The following is a 24,737-nucleotide window of genomic DNA, read 5'->3' as shown; positions in this document are numbered from 1 at the left end:
GCTGTACGTTGACTTACCCAAATACATATGGTAGCTAATTCATTTCCAGAAAACTTTCGTTTTCTTTTTACAAAACCCAATTCTTTTGCGAGTTCTTCCAAAAGAGAAGGGGTTAAATGACGATACAGTTCTTCAGAAAATAGTTGTAATTCATCTTGAATCGAAAGATTCATAAAAAATGTCACCCTTTCTAGCTAGCTTTTTAGAAAGAATAACGTTTTTTGTCACTTGGGGGTAGTGAAAATTCTTAAGTTGATGGGCATGTGGCGGTACCCCATATACTACACGACGATTCATGTTGTTTAATAATGTAGTTTTGAAGTGTATCAGCACTTTGCCTGATACGCTTATTTTTTATGGTTTTGAGCACTAATTGTCGTAATAAAAAACAAAAAACATGTCGTGATAAAAGGAGTGGATTCCCCACTCCTATTTTATTATCATATTGTTGTTTAACAACATGCATTCATATCTAGATTTAGCCTTAAACTTCATTTTCATTTTCTTTCAGTAAAATGTATAGTCATCTGTGCTTTTTTTATTTGTTGGTAGCTATAGCGGTCGTATTTGTTAATGCAGAAATTTTTTGAGAGCTCGCAGAATTACCGTCTATTGTTACATGAACTTGTTGCTTAGGGTTCGCTGTAACTACCCATGCGTTTGGTAAATAGCGTGATTTATGAGATAAGGTGGAAGGGATATTTAAAATATCTCCCATTGCATATAATGTTGCGGATGATCCCCCGTCCATTGCCATCGCATTGACAGCACCTTTTTCATAAAGAATATCTTGACAATCTCTCAAGGAAGCACCAATGCTGTGAGGTTGTCTACCATCAATGACGAAAAACATAATCGAGCCATCTTTTTTCTGAGCCATAATGCTTCGAGGACCATATCCCCAACCACCATCATTTGTAATCATTTTTTCTCCATTTACAATTAGCTGAGGCATAAATCCAGCAGCGGAAACAACATTTTTATTTAACAATTGGCTAGCAGAAAATTCCCCAGAAACCATTTGTCCATATTTTGTAAGTCCACTGATGAGAGTAGGGGTATTAATATCTTTCGGCGTGTTTATAACTTTACCGTTTTCAATAACAATACCAATTCCGGTTTTACCACCACCATGCCCGGTTTCATCCCAAAAACCACTGGCATTGACAGCGGCAACTGCATGGTTTCGCTTTGCCATTACGTATATTTTTTCTCCGACGTCTTTACCTTCTGAACCTTGCTGGGTAACAAGTTTTACGTTGAATGGATTACTAATTGTCATTAATTTCCCTTCGAAAAAATGATCATTATATTTTTTCTTTATTGTTTCAATAGAAACATCTAGTGGCAAATCTTTTTGTCTTTCTAACTCTTTTTTTGAAAGTTTAGAAGTTAAAAATTCACTATTTTTCCATTTTGGATTTGTGATGGATTGAGAAATATCATTTAATTCTTTATCAGACAATAACGTGAATTTTGCATATTGTGGATGCTGAGAAGTTAAAATGCTCTCGGCTGCGATAACACGTAAATTATGACCGTATGAAGTACCGAATAAAATAATAGCAGCTCCTATTAGTAGGAATATTGTTAAAAGGGAGATGGCTTTTAAAAATCTAATAAAATACTTTCTCATCATAAGGACTCCTCTTTCTGTAAAGTGAACAGTTGAATAATGATTGGGCATGATACACACACATTTTTATTTGAAATAAGTAATGTGAAATGATGATAATACAATAAGGTTTGAAGAGAGATTTGGCAATAGTTGAATATGAATGTAGATGTTTAAAATGAAATATAAATAGTCAGATGTGAAATGTAAATAGAAGAAAAAAAATAATTGAAATTGATTCTCATTTATTGTTAGAGGGGGATGCCAAAGTGGCAAAAATTTTAATAGCTTATGCAAGTATGTCAGGAAATACAGAGAGTATTGCTGATTTAATTAAAGTTAGTTTAGATGCCTTTGATCATGAAGTAGTATTGCAAGAAATGGAAGGCATGGATGCTGAAGAATTATTAGCTTATGATGGAATCATTTTAGGGTCTTATACGTGGGGAGATGGGGAATTACCATTTGAAGCGGAAGATTTCCATGATGACTTAGAAAATATAGATTTATCAGGGAAGAAAGCAGCGGTATTCGGATCAGGTGATACGGCGTATGAACTGTTTTGTGAAGCGGTAACGATATTTGAAGAACGCCTTGTAGAGCGCGGTGCAGAGCTTGTACAAGAAGGATTGAAAATTGAACTAGCTCCAGAAGATGAAGAGGATGTTGAAAAGTGCAGTAATTTTGCAATTGCATTTGCTGAGAAGTTCTAAGAATGGGAGTGTCAACGTGGAGACAATGTTAAGTGCGACCGCTATTACAAAGTTAAGAGATGGAAAGCTTATGTTAGCTACTACATATAATGGCTTATTTATTGAACAAGACGGAGAATGGAAACCGATATTAAATGGTTTTCAAAAACGAATTAGGGATTTACATAGCGAAGGTAATGTAGTGTATGGTGTAGGCGACGAAGGAATTTTTATTCGTAGTATGAATGGTGGAGAGAACTGGACGGTTCAGCGTTTTCCAACAAAAGCAACGAGTTGGAATGTGTGTAGTAATGTACAAGGAACTGTCATTGCCCATGGAGATAAAACATTGTATCATTCTAATGATTTTGGTTCGACATGGGAAACCATTCATCCATTTCTTGAGTATGGTGGTGGGGCACCGTCTATTCGATCGTTATTTTTATACAAACATTACTTATTTATCGGTACGAAAATACATGCTAAATATGGTGGTGTTTGGCTCTTTAATTTGGAGACACGTAAATTAAAGAGGATTAAAATTGTGATGAATCAGATGATTTCAGCGTTGAATTTACACAATTCTTATTTAGTAGCAGCAAGTGGATCATGCAAGGGGATTAGCGGTAATATTTCTTTTTGTAAAATAGATGAAAGTATAGAGAGTGAAAAAACATATTGGCACACATGTCAAAGTGAGCAGAAAGCAAGTAGCTATTTAGACTTAAGTGTAGATCAACATGTGCTATATACAACGTCAACGCAAAATAAGGCGGGGATTAGTACGGTTTGTCGTGTACTTTTAGAAGAAGGAATTGTTACAGTATGTGACTCAGTTAAAGGGCATGGTTGGCGCATCGTGAACGAAAAAGAAGGCTATGTTGTAGCTGGGTCAGGTGAATCAAAAGCAATGCAATGGAAGAAAAAAATAGTATAGTAAAAAAACTTTGCTTTTATTATATTGATATGATATATTATATTTAAACCATTTTACTTTTAATAATATAGAGATTTAAATGAGCTGTAACTTCCGAGGAGGATAGCAATGTTAAATCTCCTCAGAGTTGCAGTTTTTTTAATGTCTGACTTATTTTTGTAAAGTGGTTGAAAATGAATATGTACATATAGGTACATTGTAGGAGGATTTTTTAAATGCAAAACGGTAAAGTAAAATGGTTTAACTCAGAAAAAGGTTTCGGATTCATCGAAGTTGAAGGCGGAGAAGACGTATTCGTTCATTTCTCAGCTATCCAAGGCGAAGGCTTCAAAACTTTAGAAGAAGGTCAAGAAGTTACTTTCGAAGTAGAACAAGGTAACCGTGGACCTCAAGCTACTAACGTTAACAAGAAGTAATTACGGAAAAAAGAAGGGCTTGCCCTTCTTTTTTTTTGCATTTTTATTGAATACCCTCCTATGTACATAGCATAATGAGATTGAATTTTCGTTTTTTAGACGAAGTATTACATGCATAAAGTGTATGAATAAATAAATACTGAAAATAAAGTATGTGTGTGAAAAGGAATGTAGAAAGAGGTAAAAAAATTGGAAAACGCTACACATTTTATTGTGTTTGATATAGAGAGAAATTTTAGGCCGTATAAATCAGAAGATCCGTCAGAGATAGTTGATATTGGAGCTGTAAAAATAGAAGTAAGTACAATGAAGATAATTGGAGAATTTTCGGAGTTAGTAAAACCGGGGGCACGACTTACTCGTCATACGACAAAATTAACGGGAATTACAAAGAAAGATTTAATGGGTGTAGAGAAATTTCCGCAAATTATAGAGAAATTTATTCAGTTTATCGGAGAAGATTCTATATTTGTTACATGGGGAAAAGAAGATTATCGGTTTCTATCTCATGATTGTACGTTACATAGTGTAGAATGTCCACGTATGGACAAAGAAAGAAGAATGGATTTGCAAAAATTTGTTTTCCAAGCGTATGAAGACTTATTTGAGCATACACCAAGTTTACAATCTGCAGTAGAACAACTCGGTTTAACATGGGAAGGAAAGCAGCACCGTGCTTTAGCGGATGCTGAGAATACAGCGAACATACTTCTTAAAGCATATAGCGAGAGAGATATTACTAAAAGGTATAAAAGGCATGGTGAACTTGAACTAGTAGAGAACGGAAAACTAACAGAAAAAGCGAAAAAAAAGATGCGAAAATGGGTATTTAAAGAAATGAGAAAAAATACTGAGCGTCCGTTCGCTTGGAGTACATTTGAAAGTAGTGACACGTGGGAAAGTATAACGGAAAGATATTATATAAGTGAACCTACAATAGAACTTCTGAAAAAACATTTTCGTACGGCGGTTAGAAAAGCGGAAAGGCAGATTAGGTATTTGGCTGAGATGGAGAAGAATGCAGAGGTTAAATGACATTCTTCTCTATTTCTAGCTACATAAATTTACTGTCATTGTATTGATGGATGAATAAAGTATTCATATAAATAGGAATTGATTTGCTGTGCTACTTTGAAATTTAAGGTGTGGTAAGAAATTTTTTAATATATTCATAAAATTAGAGCCTATAGAAATGAAAGAGGGTAAAGTTGAATGGAAGCAATCTTTAACATTGTAACAGTTTTAGTTTTTGGGATAATATTTACCACGCTATTAGCGGTAATTACACTTCCTTTCATAGCAAAGAAGAAGAATTGGAAAAAGCTTAATATATCTTTAAAGCGTGGTGTATTAAAGATTAAAATCGAAGAGTAAAAGATGAGCTTTATACAAGGGAGGTGTGATAGTGATAGACTTAGATATTAAAGACGTCAACGTACAGATGGAATTAAACGGAATCTTTTGGAATGAGGATGGGATTGCTGAAATGACGGTAACTACAAAAGAAGAGCATTCTTTTCTTCTTCGTTTAGTAGTTAATTTAGAAAGTAAAACGATTAGGGCGACGAGTATTGAAATAGTGAATGGATTTTGTCCTCTGTGCAAACAGAAAAGGAACGAATGTAGTGAACTTAATGACTTGCAAAACAAAATGGAAATTTTAGAAGAAGCTTACGATTGGGTGAGAGAGCATCCGGAATATCGTTTTCAGTTATCTTTTTACGAGTACAATAAGTTTGAGGTAGTGAAATGAAACTTTAATTTTGAGAACATACATAGTGACTAAAAGGAAAAACACCAAAAACTTATAGAAGGATTTGGTCTATTAGGAATATTGAAGCCAATATTTCTAATGGAAATACGTTTGTATAATCAGAAAGGGATGGACTTGATTCTGCAACAAATGTCATCCTGAATCAAAATTATTTTTAAACATATTTTGTTATAAAGCAGAAAAACCGATTCTTAGTGGAATCGGTTTTTAATATAAATGAAAACTATGTCCCAAATAAAAGAGCGCTTATTAAAAGCGTCCAGTAAAAACAGTTAAATGGAAGGATTTATTCAATCCCGTTCGGATCATAAGAATACTGCTGCTTATTCTCAATCCGCTCAATTACGTCTTGTAATTCGTCTGGCTTCAGAAACTCAATTGGAGAGAATCCTTTCTCAAATGTAAGTGTATCAGCCTCAATCATTAATACGTATCGGTCATTTACTTTTGCGATATGTATTTGATCCCCGAAATCAGCAAGCAGGGCCTTTACAGAGATATGGTCTGCTTTTAGCTTTAATTCCACTTCAGGAGCATGCTCGACGATTTGAGCGGTAGCTTCCATTACTTCTTCGGTTGAAAATTGTTCCATAATTTCGCGTTTCGGACTGGCAGCCCATACTTCCATCGCTTGGTCGAATTGTTCGCGCTCTTCCGTACCTTCTTCAAATACATCTTCAATTTGGTCGTATACCATGTCCATTACTTGTGTTTTCATAATTTCAGGCATAGAGCGTTCGTACTCGACGAATTTTAAGAAGTCTTCAAAGTAACGGGCGTGTGATGCTTGGTGAATCTTTAGCTCGCCCACTTCGACCATACCTTCTTCGGGCATGTACGGATATTGGATAGATTTCATATTTTTTGTTGTAATGGCCATTTCAACGTTACGAATTAGTGTGGATTCATCGGAAATAGAAGCGACTTTTGGCTCGAAGTCACATTTCATAACGAAGACGAATGGATCATCAAAGTATTTGCGTAGTTTTGCTTGCGCAATTAAAAATACACCACCGCGCACAGCACTTGTATCAAGATATGTATAAACGAGAGGTTCGCTCATATCTTTGAAGTTTTCCTTCGTTTCTGCAAAGCGGATGCGATTAAATAAGTTGTAATGAGGGTTTGAATCAAGTTCGTGCCCTTCTTCTACAATAAAGCGACCAATCTTTGTCGGAGCTTGTTCTGTTTTCGCATGACGTTCTACTTTTCGCTTTGAAATTTTTAATAATTCTCCATTCAAAAATTCTTTTAAGGAGCTATCTTCATACTCTTCAGCGTCTAATGTTTGAAAATGTTTGTAGCGTTTATCAACAGCTTCACCTTTTCCTTCTACTTGTACAACATAAAAGGAAAGATAATTTATTTCAAAATCCATATTTATCACCTTGTTTCATTTCATTAACTCTTATCAGTATAGAGATGGAAAAAACTTTCGTCAATTTATATAAGGAAGGGGAAGCCCCCCTTCCTTCATATATTTTTTATTTTCGAAATTAAAATCCGTCTTCTAATGCTGAAAATGGAATGTTCAGTCTGTTTTCTACTGTACGTAAACGTTGGTTTAAGCGGTTTAATCTACGTGTATGACGCTCAACCGTGTTTTCTAATTGACGTACTCTTTGTTCAAGCTCATTTACTCGTCTTTCTAATTGACGGTTTCCAGCACCAGGAAAAGAGATTGGAAGTTGGAATTGTCGAGTTTGATCATATGGATTAACTTGTTCTACTGGATCTATATATTGTTGGTATTGTGCTTGTAAATCATATTGAGGTTGATAACCAGTTTGGTTATATGGATCGTATGGATTGTAGGGGTACATAAAAACATCCTCCATTTCTTTAAAATAGGTTAATTCACCATAATGTATGTGTAAAAGCGGAGTGTGGCACGGCAAATACCTATTTATGTTCACAGGATGTTTTTTTATAAATACGAATATGGAGTTTTACATTTGTATTTCGTTCGTTTTATGGTATATACTGGATAATAGGGAGAGGTTACGTAAAGGTTACAATTCTATCAAACTCAAACTTTTATGTAAATATGTATAGACATTTGGAAAAGAAAAGAGTAATTTATATAGAGTAAAAAATAACTTGTAACAATTTATAAATATATTGTAAAATGATTGTAACAAAACATACATAAAAATGAAATAATACATAAAAGTAGTATTGGGGAAAAGGGGAGAGTATATTGTTCCGTAAAGTAAAGGGTATATTAGTTGGGGTTTTATGTGTAGCTGTAGTGAGTGGCTGTGGTACAAAAGTAAGTGATGTTGCATTAGTAAGTGATATTGGTGGCCACACGGTAGAGGCTAAAGCAGAAGTACAGGATTCTATTAGTTTAGTAGATGGTCGTACAGGTACGGAAGTGAAAAAGCTAGATTTGTCGAGTCTAGGTTATTTTGAAGATGAAGCGAAATTTAAAAAATCAGTTGAGAAGGTTGCTAGGGAAGTTGGAAAAAATGTTGACAAAAAGATGGTCCCTTCACGTCTAGGATCTGATGGAAGTTGGCAAGAAGGGAAACCTTCTTATGAATTAATGGAAAAAGAATTAGTAGATAAATTATTAAACGTAGGTATGTGGGATTCTTCCTATCAATTACCTATTGTTGAGAAGAAGCCTACTGCAACATTAAGTGATGCGCAAGGAAGTGGTACGGTAATTGGTAGATATGAAACGAATTTAGGTGGCTCAACAGGTGGCCGTATTGAAAATATTCGTTTGTCAGCAGCGAGCATAAATGGAGTTGTATTAGCAAAAGGAGACCGTTTCTCTTTCAATGCATTAATTGGTGATACAACGCCAGATAAAGGATATCAATTAGGAAAAGAAATTGTAGATGGTAAATTAGTAGATGGATATGGCGGTGGTGTTTGTCAAACATCATCAACATTATACAATGCAGCAGATCAAGCTGGTTTGAAAATGGTAGAGAGAACAACACATTCTAAAACGGTAGGTTACGTTCCACAAGGAAGAGATGCTACAATTGCATATCCATACTTAGACTTAGTGTTTGAAAACACGAATGATGCACCTGTGAAGCTTTATATGGGTATTCAGGGCGGAAAGTTAGTTGCTGAAGTACATAAAATGCGATAAGAATCATAATCTAGAAAAAGCCATTATTTCTACTAACAATAGAAATAATGGCTTTTTCTGTGTAGTTTATCCAGTATTAGTGATACATTTCAAGACTAGGTGAATGTGAGGAACAAGATGTTTGGGAATTTATCCGGCTTTAATGGGCAGTAAGACCCCACTGATTAAAGTTTCACTTTATCGAATTTAATTCTTAGTTTTCATATTGACATTATTAGTTATTAATTGTATTCTTCATAATAACAACTAAATAAATGGAAAAATTTATTAGTTTTCTTATCAAGAGAGATGGAGGGACTGGCCCGATGAAATCTCAGCAACAGGCTATAAAAGTACTGTGCTAAGTCCAGCAAACGTATGAAGCGTTTGGAAGATGAGGGGAAATGGATTAACATTCAACTCTTCTTATATGTGTAAGAAGAGTTTTTTATTTAGAGAGGGGGGATAGAGTGAAGTTTGATGTAACGTATTTTTTAGAAAGTTTTCCGCAATTATTTAAGTATGTATACATAACTTTAGGAATTACTGTAGTTTCAATGATTATTTCTTTTGTTATAGGGATAGGTTTGGCGATCATAACGAAAAACAAAACGAAATTTCTATATTCTATTGCAAGAGTATATATATCTTTCTTTAGAGGAACACCTTTATTAGTTCAATTGTTCGTGTTGTATTTCGGATTGCCGCAAATATTCCCAACCTTTACAGTACTTACAGCGATGCAAGCGACTTTAATTGGTCTCAGTTTAAATAATGCAGCGTATTTGTCAGAAATTATTCGAGGTTCATTAAATGCTGTCGAATCGGGACAAATGGATGCTTGTTTATCAGTTGGAATGACAAAGGCGCAAGCTATGCGACAGATTATCTTTCCGCAAGCTATTCGGGTTGCAGTACCGTCACTTGGAAATAATTTTGTTGGATTGTTAAAAGAATCTTCGTTATCTTTTGCACTTGGGGTGGCTGAAATTTTAGCGCAAGCGAAAATGTTAGCGGCACAATCGTATCGTTATATGGAAAGTTACTTAGCGGTAGCGATTGTATATTGGATTATTACAATCGTAATTAGCTGGGGACAGAAAAAGTTAGAAAAGAAACTTGATGCACCGTATTTGTAACAAGGATGAGGTGATATGTGTGATTGAGATAAGTGATTTGTATAAATCTTATAAGAGTAATGAAGTACTAAAAGGAATCTCACTTACTGTCGGTAAAGGGGAGGTAGTAGTCATTATTGGACCTTCTGGTTCAGGTAAATCGACACTATTAAGATGTTTAAATTTATTAGAACAACCAGAGGGTGGAAGTATTAGAATTGAAGATTTAGAGATTCATGTGAAGAAGCTTTATAAAAAGGAAATAATAAAATTACGCCAAAAAACAGCAATGGTTTTTCAAAACTATAATTTATTTAAAAATAAAACAGCATTGCAAAATATTACAACGCCATTAACAGTTGTACAGAAAAAAAGTGAAGAAGAAGCAAAAAGAATAGCAAGAGAAATATTAAAACAAGTAGGTTTAGCTGAAAAAGAAAATTTCTACCCAACGATGTTATCAGGTGGGCAACAACAAAGAATAGGTATTGCTAGGGCAATGGCTTTAAATCCCGCTGTATTATTGTTTGATGAACCGACTTCTGCACTTGATCCAGAATTAGTGAACGAGGTATTGCAAGTCATTAAGGATTTGGCAAGGCAGCATATAACGATGGTTATTGTCACACATGAAATGAATTTCGCAAAAGAAGTAGCGGACCGTATTATATTTATGGCTGAAGGCATTATTGTAGAGCAGGGAACGCCAGAAGAAATTTTTCGGAATCCACAAAATGAGCGTACGAAAAAGTTTTTACGACAATTGAATGCTTCAGAAGAAGGCAATCATTTCGTTATTTAGGAGGAAAAATTATGAGGAAATCATCATTATTACTAACATTGGCATTAACAGTATCGGTTGGGCTTTTATCTGCTTGTGGTTCAGATACAGCGAGCAAAAAAACAGATGAAAAAGTAGTGAAAGTTGGGACGTCTGCAGGTCGTAGTCCATTTATTTTTAAAGAGGGTGAGAAAGTAAAAGGCTTTGATGCTGAAATTATTGAAGCGGCTGCTAAAAAAGCTGGATATAAAGTTGAATGGAACGTTTCTGATTTTGAAGGATTATTCGGTTTATTAGACTCGGGTCGTATTGATACAATTGCAAATGAATTATCGGTTTCTCCGGAAAGAAAAAAGAAATATGACTTTTCAATTCCATATGTTTATTCAGGATCTGTTTTCGCGGTGAAGAAAGATAATAATACAATTAAATCGATAGAAGATCTAAAAGGAAAGACTGTAGGTGTGGGGCTTGGTACAGCCGGGGAACAAGAATTAAAAGCTTTAAATAAAAATAATGCTTTTACAATTAAAACGTTCTCAGAAGATCCAACAGCAGAATTGAATGAAGTGGGACTTGGTCGTGTAGATGCTTACTATAATGATAAAGTGCAAGTAGAAACAACAATTAAAAAGGCAGATTTAGATAATGTGAAAGTAGGATTTGGTCCACTTAAATGGGGAGAGATTGCATTTCCATTTGCTAAAAAGAGCGAAAAGTTAGAAGATATAAATAAAGCATTGAAAGAATTAGAACAAGATGGGACATTAAGCGAAATATCAAAAAAATGGCTGAAAGTTGATGCTACAAAAAAACAAAATTAAAGTATGTTCGTTGAATGTGGCTATTGTCCATCAACTTATATAAAAATAAAAGGAAATTGGGGAGGAAGTTACTCATGGTACAAATTCATCCAAAAACACGTATTGGTCATGTTGAATTTAAGGTGTTAAATTTAGAACGTCAAATTGCTTTTTACGAGAATGTTGTAGGTTTAGAAGTAATTAAGCAAGAGGGGAATAAAGCGTATTTATCTGGAAAAGGTGGAAAGAACACGTTACTTGTTCTTAAAAAGTTAGAGGACGGGGTACTGCAAGAGCCGCGTACGACTGGTATATATCATGTAGCCTTTTTAGTTCCGACTCGTGAGGCGTTTGCTTCGGCATTATTTGGTGTGATTCGTAATAAGAATGTAATTGATAGTCCAGCTGAGCAAGAGGGACGTTATACATATTCAAATGAAATTTTACCAATTTCAAGGTTTAATAGTGCGAGTGATCATACGTATAGCGAAGCGTTTTATTTACAAGACTTAGAGGGAAATGGTATTGAAATATATGCGGATCGTCCGCGCGATCAATGGGGAGAAGGGCCAGGAGGAAGTACCCCGCTTGATTTAAAAGAACTAGCAACGCTTGTTGATTATGAATTTGATGGATTACCTGCTAATACTGTCGTTGGACATGTACATTTACGAATAGTTAATGTAGAAGAGTCACATGACTTTTATGTAGATACAGTAGGCTTTGAAGTGCAGCAACGCGAAGATGACTGCTTATTCATTTCTGCAGGAGGATATCATCACCATATAGGCGCAAATACGTGGAACGGAGTAAATAATCCGCACCCACCGGCACATGCAACTGGATTAAAAGTGTATACGATAGTACTGCCGCATAAAGAAGCGTTAGATGAAGTGAAAGAAAGATTAATAGAAAAACAGCATGAAATAAATGAAACTATAAATGGGTTTACAGTAGTAGACCCGAGTGGTATTACAGTACAGTTTGAAATAGAAACAGCATAAAAGAAGTCGGAAGGTGTATAATTACCTTCCGATTTCTTTTTGATACGTAATCCAGGTAGCACAAGGATTGAAAGGGAAAGATTTTAATATCTCCATTGCATATATACTTGTTGAATCGAATTCACCTTGAAAGAAAGAATAACCGTGTGTATTTGCATACATAGCTTGTTTGAAAATGAGAAGTTTCAGTAAGGATACATTTTCTGTATTGTGAGTCCCGCACCATCCTAGTTCTACTGTATTATCCTTTTCTGATGTATGGAGGAAAGAGTATGCCATAATTCGATGCTCTTCATCTATAATGAGAAAGCTCCCATCTAGTAGTACGTCATCAGCTAAAATCATCTCTTGCCAAGTTTGTAGTGGGAATGAGGCAACGGGATTTGCTAGGTGGGTTTGCTCATAATTTTCTTTTACTAAGTAGGCTAGTTTTTCTAATAAATTATTATTTGATACGATGTTCGATAAAGTTTGTATATGATAATTTGAATTAGGGACTATCTCGATAGAAACTATTTTTTGTAAGTCTAATATCGGCATATATGTTCTTCGGATTTCCGTAAAATTATGTTCTTCAAAAAACGCTTTTAAATGAGCTGATGTTTCCCATATAGAGGTTTGTAATGGTAGTTTGAAGTTTTCTCTTTTTGAAATCTCGTTTAATAAAAATTTTTCAATGTGTAGCTCCGAATAGAAAGGATTCGTATATATTCGAAAGTATGTGCAGTATGGATGGAAGTTACTGCCCCAGGTGAAAAAGATGCCTACTACATCTTTTTTATAGTAGGCAACATACGCACATTTTGTTTTATTATCTCGTAATAAGTGAAATACGTACGATTCTTCATTATATAAATCAATAAGTTGTTTTACTTGTAGCTCATTATTTTTACTATATTTCTCTATAACAAGATTATGTTCATTCAATGACTTCTTCATAGCTCAATCCAAAAACGTCTTACTACATTTCCGTCTTCCTCAGTGAAATCATCATCACGAAGGCCGCCGTTATGTAAAATTGTTTTTTCTGAAGCAGTATTTACTTCATCGCAAACGACAAGTGCTTTTGTGATGTTTAATTGCTTCGCTTTTTCCAGTGATAATGCTAGTAACTTCGTAGCATAACCTTTTCTTCTTTCAGAAGGGCGAATGCCATAACCGATATGACCGCCAGCGTTAAATAAATGTTCGGTTAAACTATGACGTATATTAACAGCGCCTACAATTCTATTATGATCTGTAACGAGCCAATACGTAGAATCTGGTACCCAAGATTCAGGAAGATTTATTCCGTTATGTGCATCGAGTAGTTCTTGTACCATAGCAGGGAAGTTAGAAGGGTCTTTTGTAATAACCCACGGAATCATCGTTTCACCGCTATCTTTCCATTCGTTATAAAAATCTAAGTATTCGTCTTGTAAATCGGTAGTAGGTGTAATCAAAGAGACGTTCATTGTTAGCAAGCTCCTTTATTTATGTAGAATGTATAAAAAATTACAACACAAAATGAAAGCGCTTTCTAAATTTTCTCAACCTCATTTCATGTAATCCACCTTTGTTTTTCAAGAAAATGAGTGGATGTTTAAAATTAGAAGTTATTTATTTTATGTTAATATTTAAAATGTTAACATAAAATGGCCTAGGTATTAAGTGTATTTTAGTAAAATTCCTTCATATCGATACATGGATGTGTGTGATAATTTTTATTTTATCTATCTATAATGAATGAAAGGGGGAAGGGCTCGTGAGTGTAAATATTGATTTCATTATACGAATCGGTGTTGCTGGTTTGTTAGGAGCAATAATCGGTATTGAAAGGGAAATTCGATCAAAAGAAGCGGGCTTAAAAACACATTTCCTAGTAGCGGTAGGAAGTGCTTTAATAATGGTCGTTTCGAAATATGCTTTTTCAGATATTATGAATGAAGATCATATGGCACTAGATCCGAGTCGTATTGCAGCGCAAGTTGTTAGTGGAGTAGGTTTTTTAGGTGCAGGTACAATTATTATTCAAAAGCAGGCGGTGAAAGGATTAACGACAGCAGCTGGTTTATGGGCTACAGCAGGAATTGGATTAGCAATTGGTGCTGGTATGTATGTAGTAGGAATTGGAGCGACGATTCTTGTTTTAATTGGTTTAGAGATTGTAAGTCGTATTTTTAAGGTGCAATTTTTATTTCCGCAAAATATAATGGTGCAAATGTGTATAAATAAACGTGAAGCAGTACAACAAATATTAGAAACACTTCATATGAAAGGCATTCCAATACTTTCATATGAAGTGGAAGCTTCACAGCAAGGGATAGAAATTGTTTATAAGGTAGGGATGCAACTGAAAAACATATCGTCAGAAGAAAAGAATGAGTTTATTCAGCATATGCAAACATTACCAGAAGTTACATTCATAAAGTTAAAATCATAGTTTTGAAAACGAGGATAGATGTAGCGGGAATTTCGCTATTATCTATCTTTTTTTGATATAAAACGCACATAAAGTCAAGTGTTAATTTTGCATGGTATGGATACATGTGTGAACGTTACCTTATTTTTTCTCAATACAGTATAAAAAGTAAAAATAGTAAAATAATGGTGCGGTACACTAAAAATGTAAGGTAGGGGAGAGCATGAAAGGCTATTCAAAAAAAGTGTTAGTAGGGGTAAGTTTTGCTAGTTTCATGTTAGGGAGTTTTCAAGGGGACGCATTGGCAGAAGGTACAAAGGGAGAGCAAGTTTCATATCGGAATGTGCTCAAAATGGAGCCGATTGGTTTACAATTACCAGTGCAAGAATTAGCTCATTCATCAAAAGTGTTGGAAAATAAGTCTTTTGAGAAAAGGCTACAATTTGCTGATTTGTCACAAAGACCGCCTGAAGTGAAAAAGGAAAGTAAGCAATTAGCTGTAGCGAAAACGTATACAATTGCTGAATTAAATCAATTGAGCAATCAGCAGTTAGTGGACTTACTTGTAACAATTGATTGGGAGCAAATTACTGGGCTATTTCAGTTTAATAAGGATAGTCTTGCATTCTATCAAAATGATAGTAGAATGCAGGCAATTATTGATAAATTGAACCAGCAAGGACAAGCTTATACGAAAGATGATTCAAAAGGGATTGAGACTTTAGTAGAGGTGTTACGATCTGGTTTTTATTTAGGATTTTATCATACAGAATTAAGTAAACTAAATGAGCGAAGCTATCATGATAAATGCTTACCTGCACTAAAAACGATTGCGAATAACCCGAATTTTAAACTCGGTACGTTAGAACAAAATAGAGTTGTCTCATCATATGGAAAATTAATTGGGAATGCTTCAAGTGATGTGGAAACGATCACATCAGCTGCAAAGATTTTTAAACAATATAATGATAATTTTTCTACATTGGTAGATAATCTTTCAGCTGGAAATGCGATTTACGATATTATGCAAGGTGTTGATTACGATATTCAATCGTATTTGTACGATACGAGAAAAGCACCGAAAGATACAATATGGTATCAAAAAATTGATAGCTATATTAATGAATTAAGTCGTTCTGCCTTAATTGGAACGGTGACAGCGAAAAATGGTTGGTTAATTAATAATGGTATTTATTATACAGGTAGACTTGGTACGTTCCATAGTACAGAAACGAAAGGATTACAAGTTGTAACAGATGCCATGAAAATCTATCCGTATTTAGGTGAGCAATATTTCGTAGCTGCTGAGCAAATTGCGACGAATTATGGCGGGAAAGATGCGAATGGTAAAGTGGTTGATCTAGATCAAATAAGAGAAGATGGTAAGAAAAAATATTTACCGAAAACGTATACGTTCGATGATGGAGCAATTGTGTTAAAAGCTGGAGATAAGGTGACAGAAGAAAAAGTAAAACGTCTATATTGGGCGGCAAAAGAAGTGAAGGCACAATTCCATCGTACGGTTGAAAGTGACCAGCCGTTAGAAAAAGGCAATCCTGATGATGTATTAACGATGGTTATTTATAATAGCCCAGCTGAATATCAATTTAACCGTCAATTATACGGGTATGAAACGAATAACGGCGGTCTTTATATAGAAGGAACAGGTACGTTCTTTACGTATGAACGTACGCCAGAAGAAAGTATTTATAGTTTAGAAGAATTGTTCCGACATGAGTTCACACATTACTTACAAGGTAGATATGAAGTGCCAGGACTTTGGGGACAAGGGAAGATGTATGAGAATGAGAGATTATCTTGGTTTGAAGAAGGGAATGCGGAGTTTTTTGCAGGTGCAACGAGAACAGATAATGTTGTACCGAGAAAGAGCATTATAGGAGGAATATCTTCAAATCCAGCAGAACGTTATACAGCAGAGAGAACGTTAAACGCAAAATATGGAACGTGGGATTTCTATAATTATTCCTTCGCTTTACAATCGTACATGTACAATAAGAGATATGATATGTTTGACAAAATTCATGATCTTATTAGGAAAAATGATGTAACAGCATATGATGCATACCGCTCTGCTTTAAGTAAAGATGCGAATTTAAATAAAGAATATCAAGATTATATGCAAATGTTAGTAGATAACCGTGAGAAATATAATGTTCCGTTAGTATCAGATGATTATTTAGCAACTCACGCACCGAAACCAGTTTCAGATATTGCGGCAGAAATTACAGCCGAAGCAAAATTAAATAATGTATCAGTTAAGAAAAATAAATCACAGTTCTTTCATACATTTACACTACAAGGGACGTACACAGGTACTACTGCAAAAGGAGAATATGAAGACTGGAAGACAATTACACAAAACGTGAATGATACGTTAAAACGTTTAAGTGCGAAAGAATGGACAGGCTATAAAACAGTAACAGCTTATTTCGTAAATTACCGTGTGAATGCAGCAGGACAATTTGAGTATGATGTTGTATTCCATGGTATTAATACAGAAGAAGGTGCTGTGAATAAAGCGCCAGTTGCAGTTATAAATGGGCCCTATAGTGGAAATGTAAATGAAGCAATTTCGTTTAAAAGCGATGGATCAAAAGATGAAGATGGGAAAATTACTTCGTATAAATGGGAGTTTGGTGATGGAGCAGTAAGTAATGAGCAAAATCCGACTCACGTGTATACAAAAGAAGGAACATATACAGCGAAATTAACAGTAACAGATGACAAAGGATTAACGAATACTGCTACAACGAATGTAACGGTTCAAAAGAAAGAAGATAACAGTGTGGAAAAAGAGCCGAATAACTCATTTCAAACAGCAAACAAACTGCAGCTAAATCAAATTTTACGTGCTAGTTTAGGAAATGGCGATACGAGTGATTTCTTTGAAATTAATGTGGATACTGCTAAAAACCTTCAAATTAACGTAACGAATGAAAATAATATCGGAATGAACTGGGTTCTTTATTCGGAAGCAGATTTAAATAATTATGTTACGTATGCACAGCAAGAAGGGAATAAGTTAGTAGGAAGTTACTACACGTATCCAGGGAAGTATTATTTACATGTGTATCAGTATGGCGGGGGAACAGGGAATTATACGGTAGAAGTGAAATAGTAAAAAGGTCGCCGTGAGTGGCGACCTTTTTGTTGCGTGTTATACAAAAAAATTTACAAAAGCTTGATAGGCACTACCAAGAGAAAATAACGTAGCTACCATATGTGCAGTCCATTTAGGCATATTTAAATTCAATACGACATTATACAAGATTCCATATAAGATACAAATGATTAATATAAATGCAATGAATTGAAGAACTAATAAAAATAGTGGTTGTCCCATTTATTCTCACCTCTTTATTTAATATATTAATATAATAAATTTATAAACGGAAGAATTATTTCTATAAAGTACCAAAAATGCGATATGAAAGGATCATCACCAAAAGATGGGGGTGATAAAATCAACGTTCTGTTTCTAAGCGAATGCGCAAGAAAAGATGGTCATCACTTCTTTAGCCAAACCCACGCCGTTTGATAAGTTTAATCTTATTGTTTGTTCCCTCCATGATTCCATTGGATAAAGGTGACACAATTGTATCGAGCATCGCTTTCTCACGTAATACGAAGCTTTTCACAATTTTCGCAACCGCACCGCAAACATGGAATTGATAGCGTTTTATCCAATCAGCTAATCGTCTTTTTGCCTGTTTCGATTGCCTCTTGATTACGATTCGGAACGACAGTTAAAACATGCCCTGTATCTGCATTTAGCACACTTGTTGCATACGTGTGCCCTTTACGAATCGCAAACTCATCTACACAAATTCGAGTAGCTATTTCATCATGGAATTGTTCAGGTGCATACCAATAAAACCAGCGCTCTACCGTGGTGTAAGGCAAGTTATATTCGCAGGCAACATCTGACAAAGCGCGCCCCTTACAACGCTGTACAATTTCACGACGAAATGAGGCTGTTGAAGAGTGAATCAGCCCTAACCCGTAATCAAAAGTAAATGTATAATTGCACTGTGTACAACGTTGACGAGGTACCGCTAATTCAATCCAAAGCACTCCAATTCATGCTAAGCATAAGTTTACCAATAAAATAAAAAACAAATTCTGTAAATTTATGTAAAATAATGATATAATTTAATTGAATATAAAGAAAAAGGAAACCGATACAGCTTGTGCGTATGCAGTGCATTTTGGTCTGGGTCACAGTCTTTTAACGTGCTCGAACTACAGGAGGAGTAAGCATATTCCCGATGGATTCATTGTTGCACTTCCATTATCTGGGGGGATCCCCTGGTATCCAAGACTAAATTTTACCCATACATCATTTTTTTGATGTAGCTCTTGAAGATAAAAACTATTTAATTTTCAAGGAACAGTTATTAACTTAAAACTTATTATACGAGGAGGGTGTATCATGAAAAAAATATGCTTTGTATTAATTGTCGACGCTGGTATAAATTATGGTTCAATATTTTCTCTACCATTTTTAAGGAATCAGGATGATTTGAAGGGATATTTTTCTGAGTATTATGATGTTTCGATTAATTATATTAGGGATAAAAACTCAGTTGACTATTTGGTAGTTCCCAAACCGTGTCCACCTTTTGATAATGAAAATAATCTTCCAATAATTGAAGTACCAGCAATCTTATTTATGGAAAAGAATTTTGAAAAAATAAAGACTTATATAGACAATTATTTTTCTAATAACTCATAAAGAAAATAAAAGTACAGTAAAAAGAAGTCCGATAAAAAACGAGTGGTGAAGATTCAATGAATAAGGCACAAGCAACATTAGTAAATTACTAGCACCAACTAGAATTAGCTTCTTATTGGGGAGATGGTACCACTTCGTCTTCAGATGGGATGTGCATGCAAATTGGGGTTTCATCTTTACATGCAGACGCAAATCCACATTACGGAACAGGTAAAGGTGCTACCATTTATCCCACTTTAATGGGCAGTAAGACCCCCACCTCAAGATTCAGCGAAAGCAAAGAAGTTAGGTGGGGGTCGGGCTGCCCATAAAAGTCCGATTGGTGAGGGCTAATAATCAGTGGGGGATGAAGAAAACCCCCACTGATTAAAGTTTCACTTTATCGCTTTGTGAGTGATCAATTCTCTAGCTTTTATACAAAAGTGATTAATACGAATGCTAGGGATGCCGTTCATGTCATTGATGGTTTACTACATCACGAAACAGATTTACATATGGAAGTAGGAAAACATCAGGAGCCTTTACTTGCCCATATTCCACCTTTAGGTTGGGAGCATATAAATTTCTTAGGTCAATATAAATTCGATATTAACAGTTCCCATTCTATTCGATCATTACGCCCCCTTAGAACATAAATGAAGCCCTTGATTTTCTGCTTAGCGTAGACAAATCAAGGGTTTTTCTTTCAAAATCTTTTTTACGCGTTATACCCGAATAATTTTAAATCTTCCCCTGAGTCCGAAATGATCTCTTCGAACTTCAATCCTACTTTTTCTAAAAGCTTTCCTGAATGGATGTTATCAATAGTAGTAATTGCTACAATTCGTTTCAGACCTAGGTTCTGTACACCGTAGTCTATTACAGCAGAAGCTGACTCGTAGCCATATCCTTTTGAACGGAATTCTTCTAAAAAGGCAAAGCCAATATCAACATCTTCTAATGAATCTCTTTTAATAAGACCGCACATACCGAGTGGAGTGAGATCTTCTTTTCGCTCTACTAAGTAAAGACCAAATCCAAGTTTGTTATACATATCGATTGGTCCGTTTACAATATAATTTGTTGCGTCTTCCAGGGTTCTAACTCCTTTATTACCGATAAACTGAATCCATGCAGGATCGTTTACTAACTCAAGAATAAACGGAGCATCTTTTATATCGAGCCAACGAAGAGTGAGTCGTTCCGTTTCAAGAACTATCAAGCTACTGCACCACCTTTAACATTTATAATCATTAGTATGGATTGTGTAATACAAAATCGCAACATATTTTAAAAGAGCCCGGATTGTTCACATAAAGTTCGTTTGTTTTGCATAAAGGGATATTTTATAATTAGAATTGATTGTAAAGAGTGAGATGCTTATACAATGACTCCTAGGTGACTAGGAGTTTTTACTATATAACTATCATTATTACTAAATATGACACACTACACATTCTACTCAAGGAGGCACATAATGAAGAAATTATATAATGCATCGTTTACGTATTTGATTATCGGTTTATTATCAGGGATTTTCGCTAGGGAGTATGGAAAGTATAAAGGGATTGTAGGATCTACTTTGTTAAACCTTTTACATACACATACACTTGTACTCGGCTTTTTCTTCTTTTTAATTGCTTTAGGATTAGCAAAAGTATTCGCGTTTCATGAAGCGAAAAGTTTTAATAAGTGGTTTGTTGTACATAATATCGCACTAATTTTAATGTTAGGTTCGCTAGCAGCAAGAGGGCTTCTTCAGTTAAATGGAGCGGACTTTAAAGGGTTAACTTATATTGTTGGTTTTTCTCATTCGTTGATGGCAGTTACTTTAATTTGGTTTATGTTGTTAATAAAGAAGTCGTTTAAAATGTAGTTTTATAGAAAAGAACTTGCGATAGGTATTGCAAGTTCTTTTTGTTTATTCGACAGTATGAAACGAATTGCATATGTATAAAACTTGAATTATTTAATTTTTCGGATTATTATGTATAAAACACTTAACATATTTTGTAATTCAAATTTATAGAGAGTAGGAGAGTGTACGATGGAAATAACAGTAGAGCGTTTAGTAAATGAATTAAAAAACGTAATTCCTGAAGATCGAGTAGTAATCAATACGACAGTAAGAGAGTTACATAGTAAAGATGAATCTTATCATGCTAGTAGTTTACCTGATGTAGTAGTTTTTCCGCAAACGACCGAAGAGGTTAGTAGAATAATGAAAGTAGCGAGTGAGCATAAAAAAACTGTCGTTCCTTTTGGGGTAGGCTCTAGTTTAGAAGGGCATGTTATTCCATATGAAAAAGGAATTACAATGGACTTTTCACTTATGAATAAAATACTCGAGATAAGAGAGAAAGATTTTCTAGTGAGAGTACAGCCGGGAGTGACTCGTTCTCAGCTTAATAAAGAGTTAAAGAAATACGGTTTATTTTTTAGTGTAGATCCAGGGGCAGATGCAACGTTAGGTGGAATGGCCGCTACAAATGCGAGTGGAACGACAGCCGTGAAATATGGCGTTATGCGTGATCAAGTTCGTGATTTAGAAGTCGTTCTTGCTGATGGGGAAGTAATACATACTGGGAATTTAGCTGCGAAGTCGTCATCAGGTTACCATTTAAATGGTGTTTTCGTAGGATCAGAAGGTACGCTTGGATGTTTTACGGAATTAACACTAAAAATATACGGTATACCAGAACATGTTATGGCCGCGAGAGCATCGTTTCCAACTATAAATGATGCAGTAGAAGCTGTTATTAACATATTACAAGCGGGTATTCCAATTGCGAGAATTGAACTTGTTGATGAACTATCTATAAAACAAGTCAATCATTATAGTGAAACAAGTTACAGAGAAGAGCCTACGCTGTTTTTAGAGTTTCACGGTAATGAAGCAGGGCTAAAGCAAGATATTGAGTTTACGAAAGAAATTGTTTTTGATCATAAATGTAAAGAAGTTGCGTTTGAGACGGAGACAGCAGCGAGAAATAAACTGTGGGATGCAAGACATAACTTAGCGTACTCTTATGTGCATAGTTATCCTGGTAAAAAATTAATGAGTACAGACGTATGTGTACCAATTTCAGAATTGGCTGGGGCAATTCAACATGCGAGAGAGACATTAGATAAGGTTGGTCTTGTTGGTGGTATTCTTGGTCATGTAGGAGATGGGAATTTCCATGTGCTCTTAATGATTGATCCTAACGATAAAGAAGAAGTGGAAAAGGCAGACGAAATAAATGAAAATATCGTTTTGTATGCTCTTAAACGAGGGGGAACGTGTACGGGAGAACATGGCGTTGGAATCGGAAAGCGGAAGTACCAAGAAGAAGAACATGGGGCGGCATTACTCGTAATGGAGAAAATAAAGAAAGCTCTTGACCCGCAAAATATTTTGAATCCGAATAAGGTGTTTGAATTAAAGGATAGGGGTTGATCGGGTGAAAGTACTAGAAGCGATAAGTAATATAGCTGGAAAATATTTTGCATTTTGGGTTATTTGTATTGCAGCTATTGCGTATTTTATTCCCGCGCCATTTCTTGGGTTAAATAGTTACATAACGATTTTACTTGGAGTTGTCATGTTTGGGATGGGATTAACGTTAAAGGCTGTTGATTTTAAAATCATAGCTACAAAACCATTGCCAGTTATTATCGGTGTATGTGCTCAGTTTATTATTATGCCACTTGTCGCATACGTACTAGCCTACGTTATGAATCTGCCAGCCGAATTAGCAGCTGGACTAGTGTTACTCGGTTCAGTACCGGGTGGCACCGCATCAAATGTTATGGTTTATTTAGCAAAAGGGAACTTAGCGTTGTCTATTGCAATGACGTCATTATCAACGTTACTAGCACCAATTGCTACACCTCTTATTTTACTATTGCTTGCAGGACAATGGATGCCGGTTAATCCTATGTCTATGTTTCTTTCTATCGTACAAGTCATTATCATACCGATTATTTTAGGATTAGTAGTGAAGAAGTTTTTCCCTAAAACTGTTACGAAAGGAATGACCGTTATCCCTTTCATATCAGTTGTAGCAATTATCATTATCGTTTCAGCGGTAGTTTCAGCAAATGTAAGTAGCATTACTTCTTCAGGACTTCTTATATTTATCGCAGTTATGCTTCATAATGCATTTGGTTTTTTACTCGGATATATAACAGCATTCGTACTTGGACTAGATGAAGGGACAAGAAGAGCTATTTCAATAGAAGTAGGAATGCAAAATTCAGGCCTAGGTGTTGCGCTAGCAACAGCACATTTTGGACCAGCTGCCGCACTCCCAAGTGTATTAGCTGCAGTATGGCATAACATTGCAGGACCGATTTTAGCAACCATCTGGTCAAAAAATGCAAAGGATACTTTCAGTGATGAAACTTTATCGGTAAATATAGAAAAATAGGAATGATAAAGAATGCAAAAACGTATTGTACATTTTGAAGGGCTAGTTGTTTTCATAGCTGCGATTTATGCGTATTCAGTATATGAATTTAGTTGGATAATATTTTTTCTGTTCCTTTTAGCTCCGGATTTATCAATATTAGCGTATGGTATAAATAATCATGTAGGTGCTAAGATTTATAATATATGTCACACATATATTATATCGATAGTAATAGCTATCATAGGAGTCTATTTTAAGGTAGATACGGTTATAATGATCGGTTTAATATGGACAGCACATATTGGAATGGATCGAATGTTTGGATATGGATTGAAATATGAGACAGATTTTAAGGATACTCATATTCAGAGGTTATAGTTGCTTTTGAGGAGAGGGATACATTGAAACAAAGAATTACTATCGAAGAATATAACATCAAATGGGAAAGTGAATTTAATAAGCTACAAACTCTCATTAACGATGTAATGGAAGACAGCATTTTATCCATTGAACATGTTGGGAGTACATCTATCAAAGGGCTTGCAGCAAAACCAATATTAGATATTGATATTGTAATAGAAGATTATGGTTTTTTTTCTAAAGTAGTAACAAAGCTTGAAGCGATAGGATACTATCATCAGGCAAAATGGAGCTACAAAGGGAGAGAGGCGTTTGGCAGAAAGGACGCTTTCGTTCCGTGGAGTGAAGAAAGTACAGTTTGGATGGAACATCATTTATATGTTTGTGATAAAAATAGTGAAGAGTTAAGAAAACATATAGCGTTTCGGGATTACCTTCGTGAACATGACGATGTTGCTGGTGAATATGGACGTTTAAAGGAAGAGTTAGCAAGAGAGTCAAAAAGTAGAACTAGCTATAGTGAAGGTAAGACGAAATCTATTACAAATATATTAGAAGAAATAAACTAAGGCGGCATGGAATACATGCTGCCTATTCTTTTGAAATAGAACGCTGC

General features: G+C 35.1%; 28 protein-coding genes, 2 pseudogenes and 1 riboswitch. Of the genes and pseudogenes, 20 read left to right on the top strand and 10 right to left on the bottom strand.

Annotation, left to right across the window (positions count from 1 at the left end):
- Both PDQ68_RS10565 and PDQ68_RS10560 read right to left on the bottom strand, forming a co-directional pair.
- Positions 1 to 173, bottom strand: a pseudogene (locus tag PDQ68_RS10565) (IS4 family transposase); the annotation flags it as partial.
- Between the two features lie 365 nt (positions 174 to 538).
- A complete protein-coding gene (locus tag PDQ68_RS10560; protein ID WP_061183480.1) occupies positions 539 to 1,636 on the bottom strand; it encodes a phosphodiester glycosidase family protein in 1,098 nt (365 codons plus the stop codon).
- Between the two features lie 248 nt (positions 1,637 to 1,884).
- Between PDQ68_RS10560 and PDQ68_RS10555 the strand changes: the two genes are divergently transcribed.
- The 6 genes from PDQ68_RS10555 (at position 1,885) to PDQ68_RS10530 (ending at position 5,413) form a co-directional block, all read left to right on the top strand.
- On the top strand, positions 1,885 to 2,328 hold the full coding sequence (locus tag PDQ68_RS10555) for a flavodoxin (RefSeq protein ID WP_001062754.1): 444 nt from the start codon (positions 1,885 to 1,887) through the stop codon (positions 2,326 to 2,328).
- Positions 2,329 to 2,344: 16 nt separating this feature from the next.
- The gene (locus tag PDQ68_RS10550) at positions 2,345 to 3,244 is read left to right on the top strand and encodes a WD40/YVTN/BNR-like repeat-containing protein (RefSeq protein WP_061183438.1); all 900 of its coding nucleotides are present in this window, start codon (positions 2,345 to 2,347) and stop codon (positions 3,242 to 3,244) included.
- A 215-nt stretch (positions 3,245 to 3,459) separates the two neighbouring features.
- On the top strand, positions 3,460 to 3,660 hold the full coding sequence (gene cspB, locus PDQ68_RS10545) for a cold shock-like protein CspB (RefSeq protein WP_001179150.1): 201 nt from the start codon (positions 3,460 to 3,462) through the stop codon (positions 3,658 to 3,660).
- A gap of 189 nt (positions 3,661 to 3,849) precedes the next feature.
- Positions 3,850 to 4,695 carry an exonuclease gene (locus PDQ68_RS10540; RefSeq protein WP_061183439.1) on the top strand — a complete coding sequence of 282 codons (846 nt, stop codon included), beginning with the start codon at positions 3,850 to 3,852 and terminating at the stop codon, positions 4,693 to 4,695.
- Between the two features lie 177 nt (positions 4,696 to 4,872).
- A complete protein-coding gene (locus PDQ68_RS10535) occupies positions 4,873 to 5,034 on the top strand; it encodes a hypothetical protein (RefSeq protein ID WP_000387289.1) in 162 nt (53 codons plus the stop codon).
- Positions 5,035 to 5,065: 31 nt separating this feature from the next.
- The gene (locus tag PDQ68_RS10530; protein ID WP_016718188.1) at positions 5,066 to 5,413 is read left to right on the top strand and encodes a hypothetical protein; all 348 of its coding nucleotides are present in this window, start codon (positions 5,066 to 5,068) and stop codon (positions 5,411 to 5,413) included.
- A 307-nt stretch (positions 5,414 to 5,720) separates the two neighbouring features.
- Here the strand turns inward: PDQ68_RS10530 and PDQ68_RS10525 are convergent, their stop codons facing one another.
- Together PDQ68_RS10525 and PDQ68_RS10520 are read right to left on the bottom strand one after the other, a co-directional pair.
- Positions 5,721 to 6,812, bottom strand: coding sequence for a DUF3900 domain-containing protein (locus PDQ68_RS10525; RefSeq protein WP_000345047.1), 1,092 nt, complete (start codon positions 6,810 to 6,812; stop codon positions 5,721 to 5,723).
- A 118-nt stretch (positions 6,813 to 6,930) separates the two neighbouring features.
- A complete protein-coding gene (locus PDQ68_RS10520; RefSeq protein WP_001997954.1) occupies positions 6,931 to 7,272 on the bottom strand; it encodes a hypothetical protein in 342 nt (113 codons plus the stop codon).
- Positions 7,273 to 7,634: 362 nt separating this feature from the next.
- On the opposite strand from PDQ68_RS10520, the gene PDQ68_RS10515 reads away from it, so the two are divergent.
- The 5 genes from PDQ68_RS10515 to PDQ68_RS10495 all read left to right on the top strand — a co-directional run bounded on the left by PDQ68_RS10515 (position 7,635) and on the right by PDQ68_RS10495 (position 12,231).
- A complete protein-coding gene (locus tag PDQ68_RS10515) occupies positions 7,635 to 8,546 on the top strand; it encodes a VanW family protein (RefSeq protein WP_000488988.1) in 912 nt (303 codons plus the stop codon).
- Positions 8,547 to 8,819: 273 nt separating this feature from the next.
- A riboswitch (SAM riboswitch) is annotated at positions 8,820 to 8,926 on the top strand.
- Between the two features lie 69 nt (positions 8,927 to 8,995).
- Positions 8,996 to 9,664: an amino acid ABC transporter permease gene (locus PDQ68_RS10510; protein WP_000667175.1), complete on the top strand. Its 669-nt coding sequence runs from the start codon at positions 8,996 to 8,998 to the stop codon at positions 9,662 to 9,664.
- A 19-nt stretch (positions 9,665 to 9,683) separates the two neighbouring features.
- On the top strand, positions 9,684 to 10,445 hold the full coding sequence (locus PDQ68_RS10505) for an amino acid ABC transporter ATP-binding protein (RefSeq protein ID WP_061183440.1): 762 nt from the start codon (positions 9,684 to 9,686) through the stop codon (positions 10,443 to 10,445).
- Between the two features lie 11 nt (positions 10,446 to 10,456).
- Complete coding sequence (locus PDQ68_RS10500) at positions 10,457 to 11,248, top strand: amino acid ABC transporter substrate-binding protein (RefSeq protein WP_001232341.1); 792 nt, start codon at positions 10,457 to 10,459, stop codon at positions 11,246 to 11,248.
- A gap of 74 nt (positions 11,249 to 11,322) precedes the next feature.
- Positions 11,323 to 12,231, top strand: coding sequence for a VOC family protein (locus tag PDQ68_RS10495; RefSeq protein WP_061183441.1), 909 nt, complete (start codon positions 11,323 to 11,325; stop codon positions 12,229 to 12,231).
- A 21-nt stretch (positions 12,232 to 12,252) separates the two neighbouring features.
- Here the strand turns inward: PDQ68_RS10495 and PDQ68_RS10490 are convergent, their stop codons facing one another.
- Together PDQ68_RS10490 and PDQ68_RS10485 are read right to left on the bottom strand one after the other, a co-directional pair.
- Positions 12,253 to 13,170 carry a hypothetical protein gene (locus PDQ68_RS10490; protein WP_061183442.1) on the bottom strand — a complete coding sequence of 306 codons (918 nt, stop codon included), beginning with the start codon at positions 13,168 to 13,170 and terminating at the stop codon, positions 12,253 to 12,255.
- Positions 13,167 to 13,685 carry a GNAT family N-acetyltransferase gene (locus tag PDQ68_RS10485; RefSeq protein ID WP_001103098.1) on the bottom strand — a complete coding sequence of 173 codons (519 nt, stop codon included), beginning with the start codon at positions 13,683 to 13,685 and terminating at the stop codon, positions 13,167 to 13,169. Before PDQ68_RS10485 ends, PDQ68_RS10490 begins: the two co-directional genes overlap by 4 nt.
- A gap of 290 nt (positions 13,686 to 13,975) precedes the next feature.
- Here PDQ68_RS10485 and PDQ68_RS10480 point away from each other — a divergent pair, with 290 nt between their 5' ends.
- Positions 13,976 to 14,653, top strand: a complete 678-nt coding sequence (locus tag PDQ68_RS10480; protein ID WP_000115697.1) for an MgtC/SapB family protein — start codon at positions 13,976 to 13,978, stop codon at positions 14,651 to 14,653.
- Positions 14,654 to 14,855: 202 nt separating this feature from the next.
- The gene (gene colA / locus PDQ68_RS10475; RefSeq protein ID WP_061183443.1) at positions 14,856 to 17,771 is read left to right on the top strand and encodes a collagenase ColA; all 2,916 of its coding nucleotides are present in this window, start codon (positions 14,856 to 14,858) and stop codon (positions 17,769 to 17,771) included.
- A gap of 39 nt (positions 17,772 to 17,810) precedes the next feature.
- Here the strand turns inward: colA and PDQ68_RS10470 are convergent, their stop codons facing one another.
- From PDQ68_RS10470 to PDQ68_RS10465, 3 genes are all read right to left on the bottom strand, one after another.
- Positions 17,811 to 17,996: a hypothetical protein gene (locus tag PDQ68_RS10470; RefSeq protein ID WP_049113234.1), complete on the bottom strand. Its 186-nt coding sequence runs from the start codon at positions 17,994 to 17,996 to the stop codon at positions 17,811 to 17,813.
- Between the two features lie 172 nt (positions 17,997 to 18,168).
- A complete protein-coding gene (locus tag PDQ68_RS28960; protein WP_367734838.1) occupies positions 18,169 to 18,336 on the bottom strand; it encodes a transposase in 168 nt (55 codons plus the stop codon).
- A gap of 4 nt (positions 18,337 to 18,340) precedes the next feature.
- The gene (locus tag PDQ68_RS10465) at positions 18,341 to 18,727 is read right to left on the bottom strand and encodes a transposase (RefSeq protein ID WP_158612355.1); all 387 of its coding nucleotides are present in this window, start codon (positions 18,725 to 18,727) and stop codon (positions 18,341 to 18,343) included.
- Between the two features lie 358 nt (positions 18,728 to 19,085).
- Here PDQ68_RS10465 and PDQ68_RS10460 point away from each other — a divergent pair, with 358 nt between their 5' ends.
- Both PDQ68_RS10460 and PDQ68_RS28995 read left to right on the top strand, forming a co-directional pair.
- Positions 19,086 to 19,388: a hypothetical protein gene (locus tag PDQ68_RS10460; RefSeq protein WP_061183444.1), complete on the top strand. Its 303-nt coding sequence runs from the start codon at positions 19,086 to 19,088 to the stop codon at positions 19,386 to 19,388.
- 47 nt (positions 19,389 to 19,435) lie between these two features.
- A pseudogene (locus PDQ68_RS28995) lies at positions 19,436 to 19,888 on the top strand (Tn3 family transposase); the annotation flags it as partial.
- A 197-nt stretch (positions 19,889 to 20,085) separates the two neighbouring features.
- Here PDQ68_RS28995 and PDQ68_RS10445 read toward each other — a convergent pair.
- Complete coding sequence (locus PDQ68_RS10445) at positions 20,086 to 20,589, bottom strand: GNAT family N-acetyltransferase (RefSeq protein ID WP_061183445.1); 504 nt, start codon at positions 20,587 to 20,589, stop codon at positions 20,086 to 20,088.
- Between the two features lie 255 nt (positions 20,590 to 20,844).
- Here PDQ68_RS10445 and PDQ68_RS10440 point away from each other — a divergent pair, with 255 nt between their 5' ends.
- From PDQ68_RS10440 to PDQ68_RS10420, 5 genes are all read left to right on the top strand, one after another.
- Positions 20,845 to 21,243 carry a DUF2871 family protein gene (locus PDQ68_RS10440; protein ID WP_061183446.1) on the top strand — a complete coding sequence of 133 codons (399 nt, stop codon included), beginning with the start codon at positions 20,845 to 20,847 and terminating at the stop codon, positions 21,241 to 21,243.
- Between the two features lie 171 nt (positions 21,244 to 21,414).
- Positions 21,415 to 22,806 (top strand): FAD-binding oxidoreductase, encoded by a 1,392-nt coding sequence (locus PDQ68_RS10435; protein ID WP_061183447.1) that lies wholly within the window; start codon positions 21,415 to 21,417, stop codon positions 22,804 to 22,806.
- A gap of 4 nt (positions 22,807 to 22,810) precedes the next feature.
- Positions 22,811 to 23,779, top strand: coding sequence for a bile acid:sodium symporter family protein (locus PDQ68_RS10430; RefSeq protein ID WP_061183448.1), 969 nt, complete (start codon positions 22,811 to 22,813; stop codon positions 23,777 to 23,779).
- A 12-nt stretch (positions 23,780 to 23,791) separates the two neighbouring features.
- Positions 23,792 to 24,139, top strand: coding sequence for a DUF4260 domain-containing protein (locus tag PDQ68_RS10425; RefSeq protein WP_061183449.1), 348 nt, complete (start codon positions 23,792 to 23,794; stop codon positions 24,137 to 24,139).
- Positions 24,140 to 24,162: 23 nt separating this feature from the next.
- Entirely contained in the window at positions 24,163 to 24,690 is a 528-nt protein-coding gene (locus tag PDQ68_RS10420; RefSeq protein ID WP_061183450.1) for a GrpB family protein, read from the top strand.
- Positions 24,691 to 24,737 lie beyond the last annotated feature (47 nt).

This window comes from Bacillus cereus group sp. Bc010 (assembly GCF_027716745.1).
Taxonomy (GTDB): domain Bacteria; phylum Bacillota; class Bacilli; order Bacillales; family Bacillaceae_G; genus Bacillus_A; species Bacillus_A pacificus.
This window is presented reverse-complemented; position numbering and strand designations above follow the sequence as displayed.

Coding starts and splice junctions, on each gene's coding strand:
- PDQ68_RS10560 (WP_061183480.1), bottom strand. CDS start 1,636: ATGAGAAAGTATTTTATTAGATTTTTAAAAGCCATCTCCCTTTTAACA.
- cspB (WP_001179150.1), top strand. CDS start 3,460: ATGCAAAACGGTAAAGTAAAATGGTTTAACTCAGAAAAAGGTTTCGGA.
- PDQ68_RS10535 (WP_000387289.1), top strand. CDS start 4,873: ATGGAAGCAATCTTTAACATTGTAACAGTTTTAGTTTTTGGGATAATA.
- PDQ68_RS10525 (WP_000345047.1), bottom strand. CDS start 6,812: ATGGATTTTGAAATAAATTATCTTTCCTTTTATGTTGTACAAGTAGAA.
- PDQ68_RS10520 (WP_001997954.1), bottom strand. CDS start 7,272: ATGGAGGATGTTTTTATGTACCCCTACAATCCATACGATCCATATAAC.
- PDQ68_RS10500 (WP_001232341.1), top strand. CDS start 10,457: ATGAGGAAATCATCATTATTACTAACATTGGCATTAACAGTATCGGTT.
- PDQ68_RS10495 (WP_061183441.1), top strand. CDS start 11,323: ATGGTACAAATTCATCCAAAAACACGTATTGGTCATGTTGAATTTAAG.
- PDQ68_RS10490 (WP_061183442.1), bottom strand. CDS start 13,170: ATGAAGAAGTCATTGAATGAACATAATCTTGTTATAGAGAAATATAGT.
- PDQ68_RS10485 (WP_001103098.1), bottom strand. CDS start 13,685: ATGAACGTCTCTTTGATTACACCTACTACCGATTTACAAGACGAATAC.
- colA (WP_061183443.1), top strand. CDS start 14,856: ATGAAAGGCTATTCAAAAAAAGTGTTAGTAGGGGTAAGTTTTGCTAGT.
- PDQ68_RS10470 (WP_049113234.1), bottom strand. CDS start 17,996: ATGGGACAACCACTATTTTTATTAGTTCTTCAATTCATTGCATTTATA.
- PDQ68_RS10460 (WP_061183444.1), top strand. CDS start 19,086: ATGAAAAAAATATGCTTTGTATTAATTGTCGACGCTGGTATAAATTAT.
- PDQ68_RS10440 (WP_061183446.1), top strand. CDS start 20,845: ATGAAGAAATTATATAATGCATCGTTTACGTATTTGATTATCGGTTTA.
- PDQ68_RS10435 (WP_061183447.1), top strand. CDS start 21,415: ATGGAAATAACAGTAGAGCGTTTAGTAAATGAATTAAAAAACGTAATT.
- PDQ68_RS10425 (WP_061183449.1), top strand. CDS start 23,792: ATGCAAAAACGTATTGTACATTTTGAAGGGCTAGTTGTTTTCATAGCT.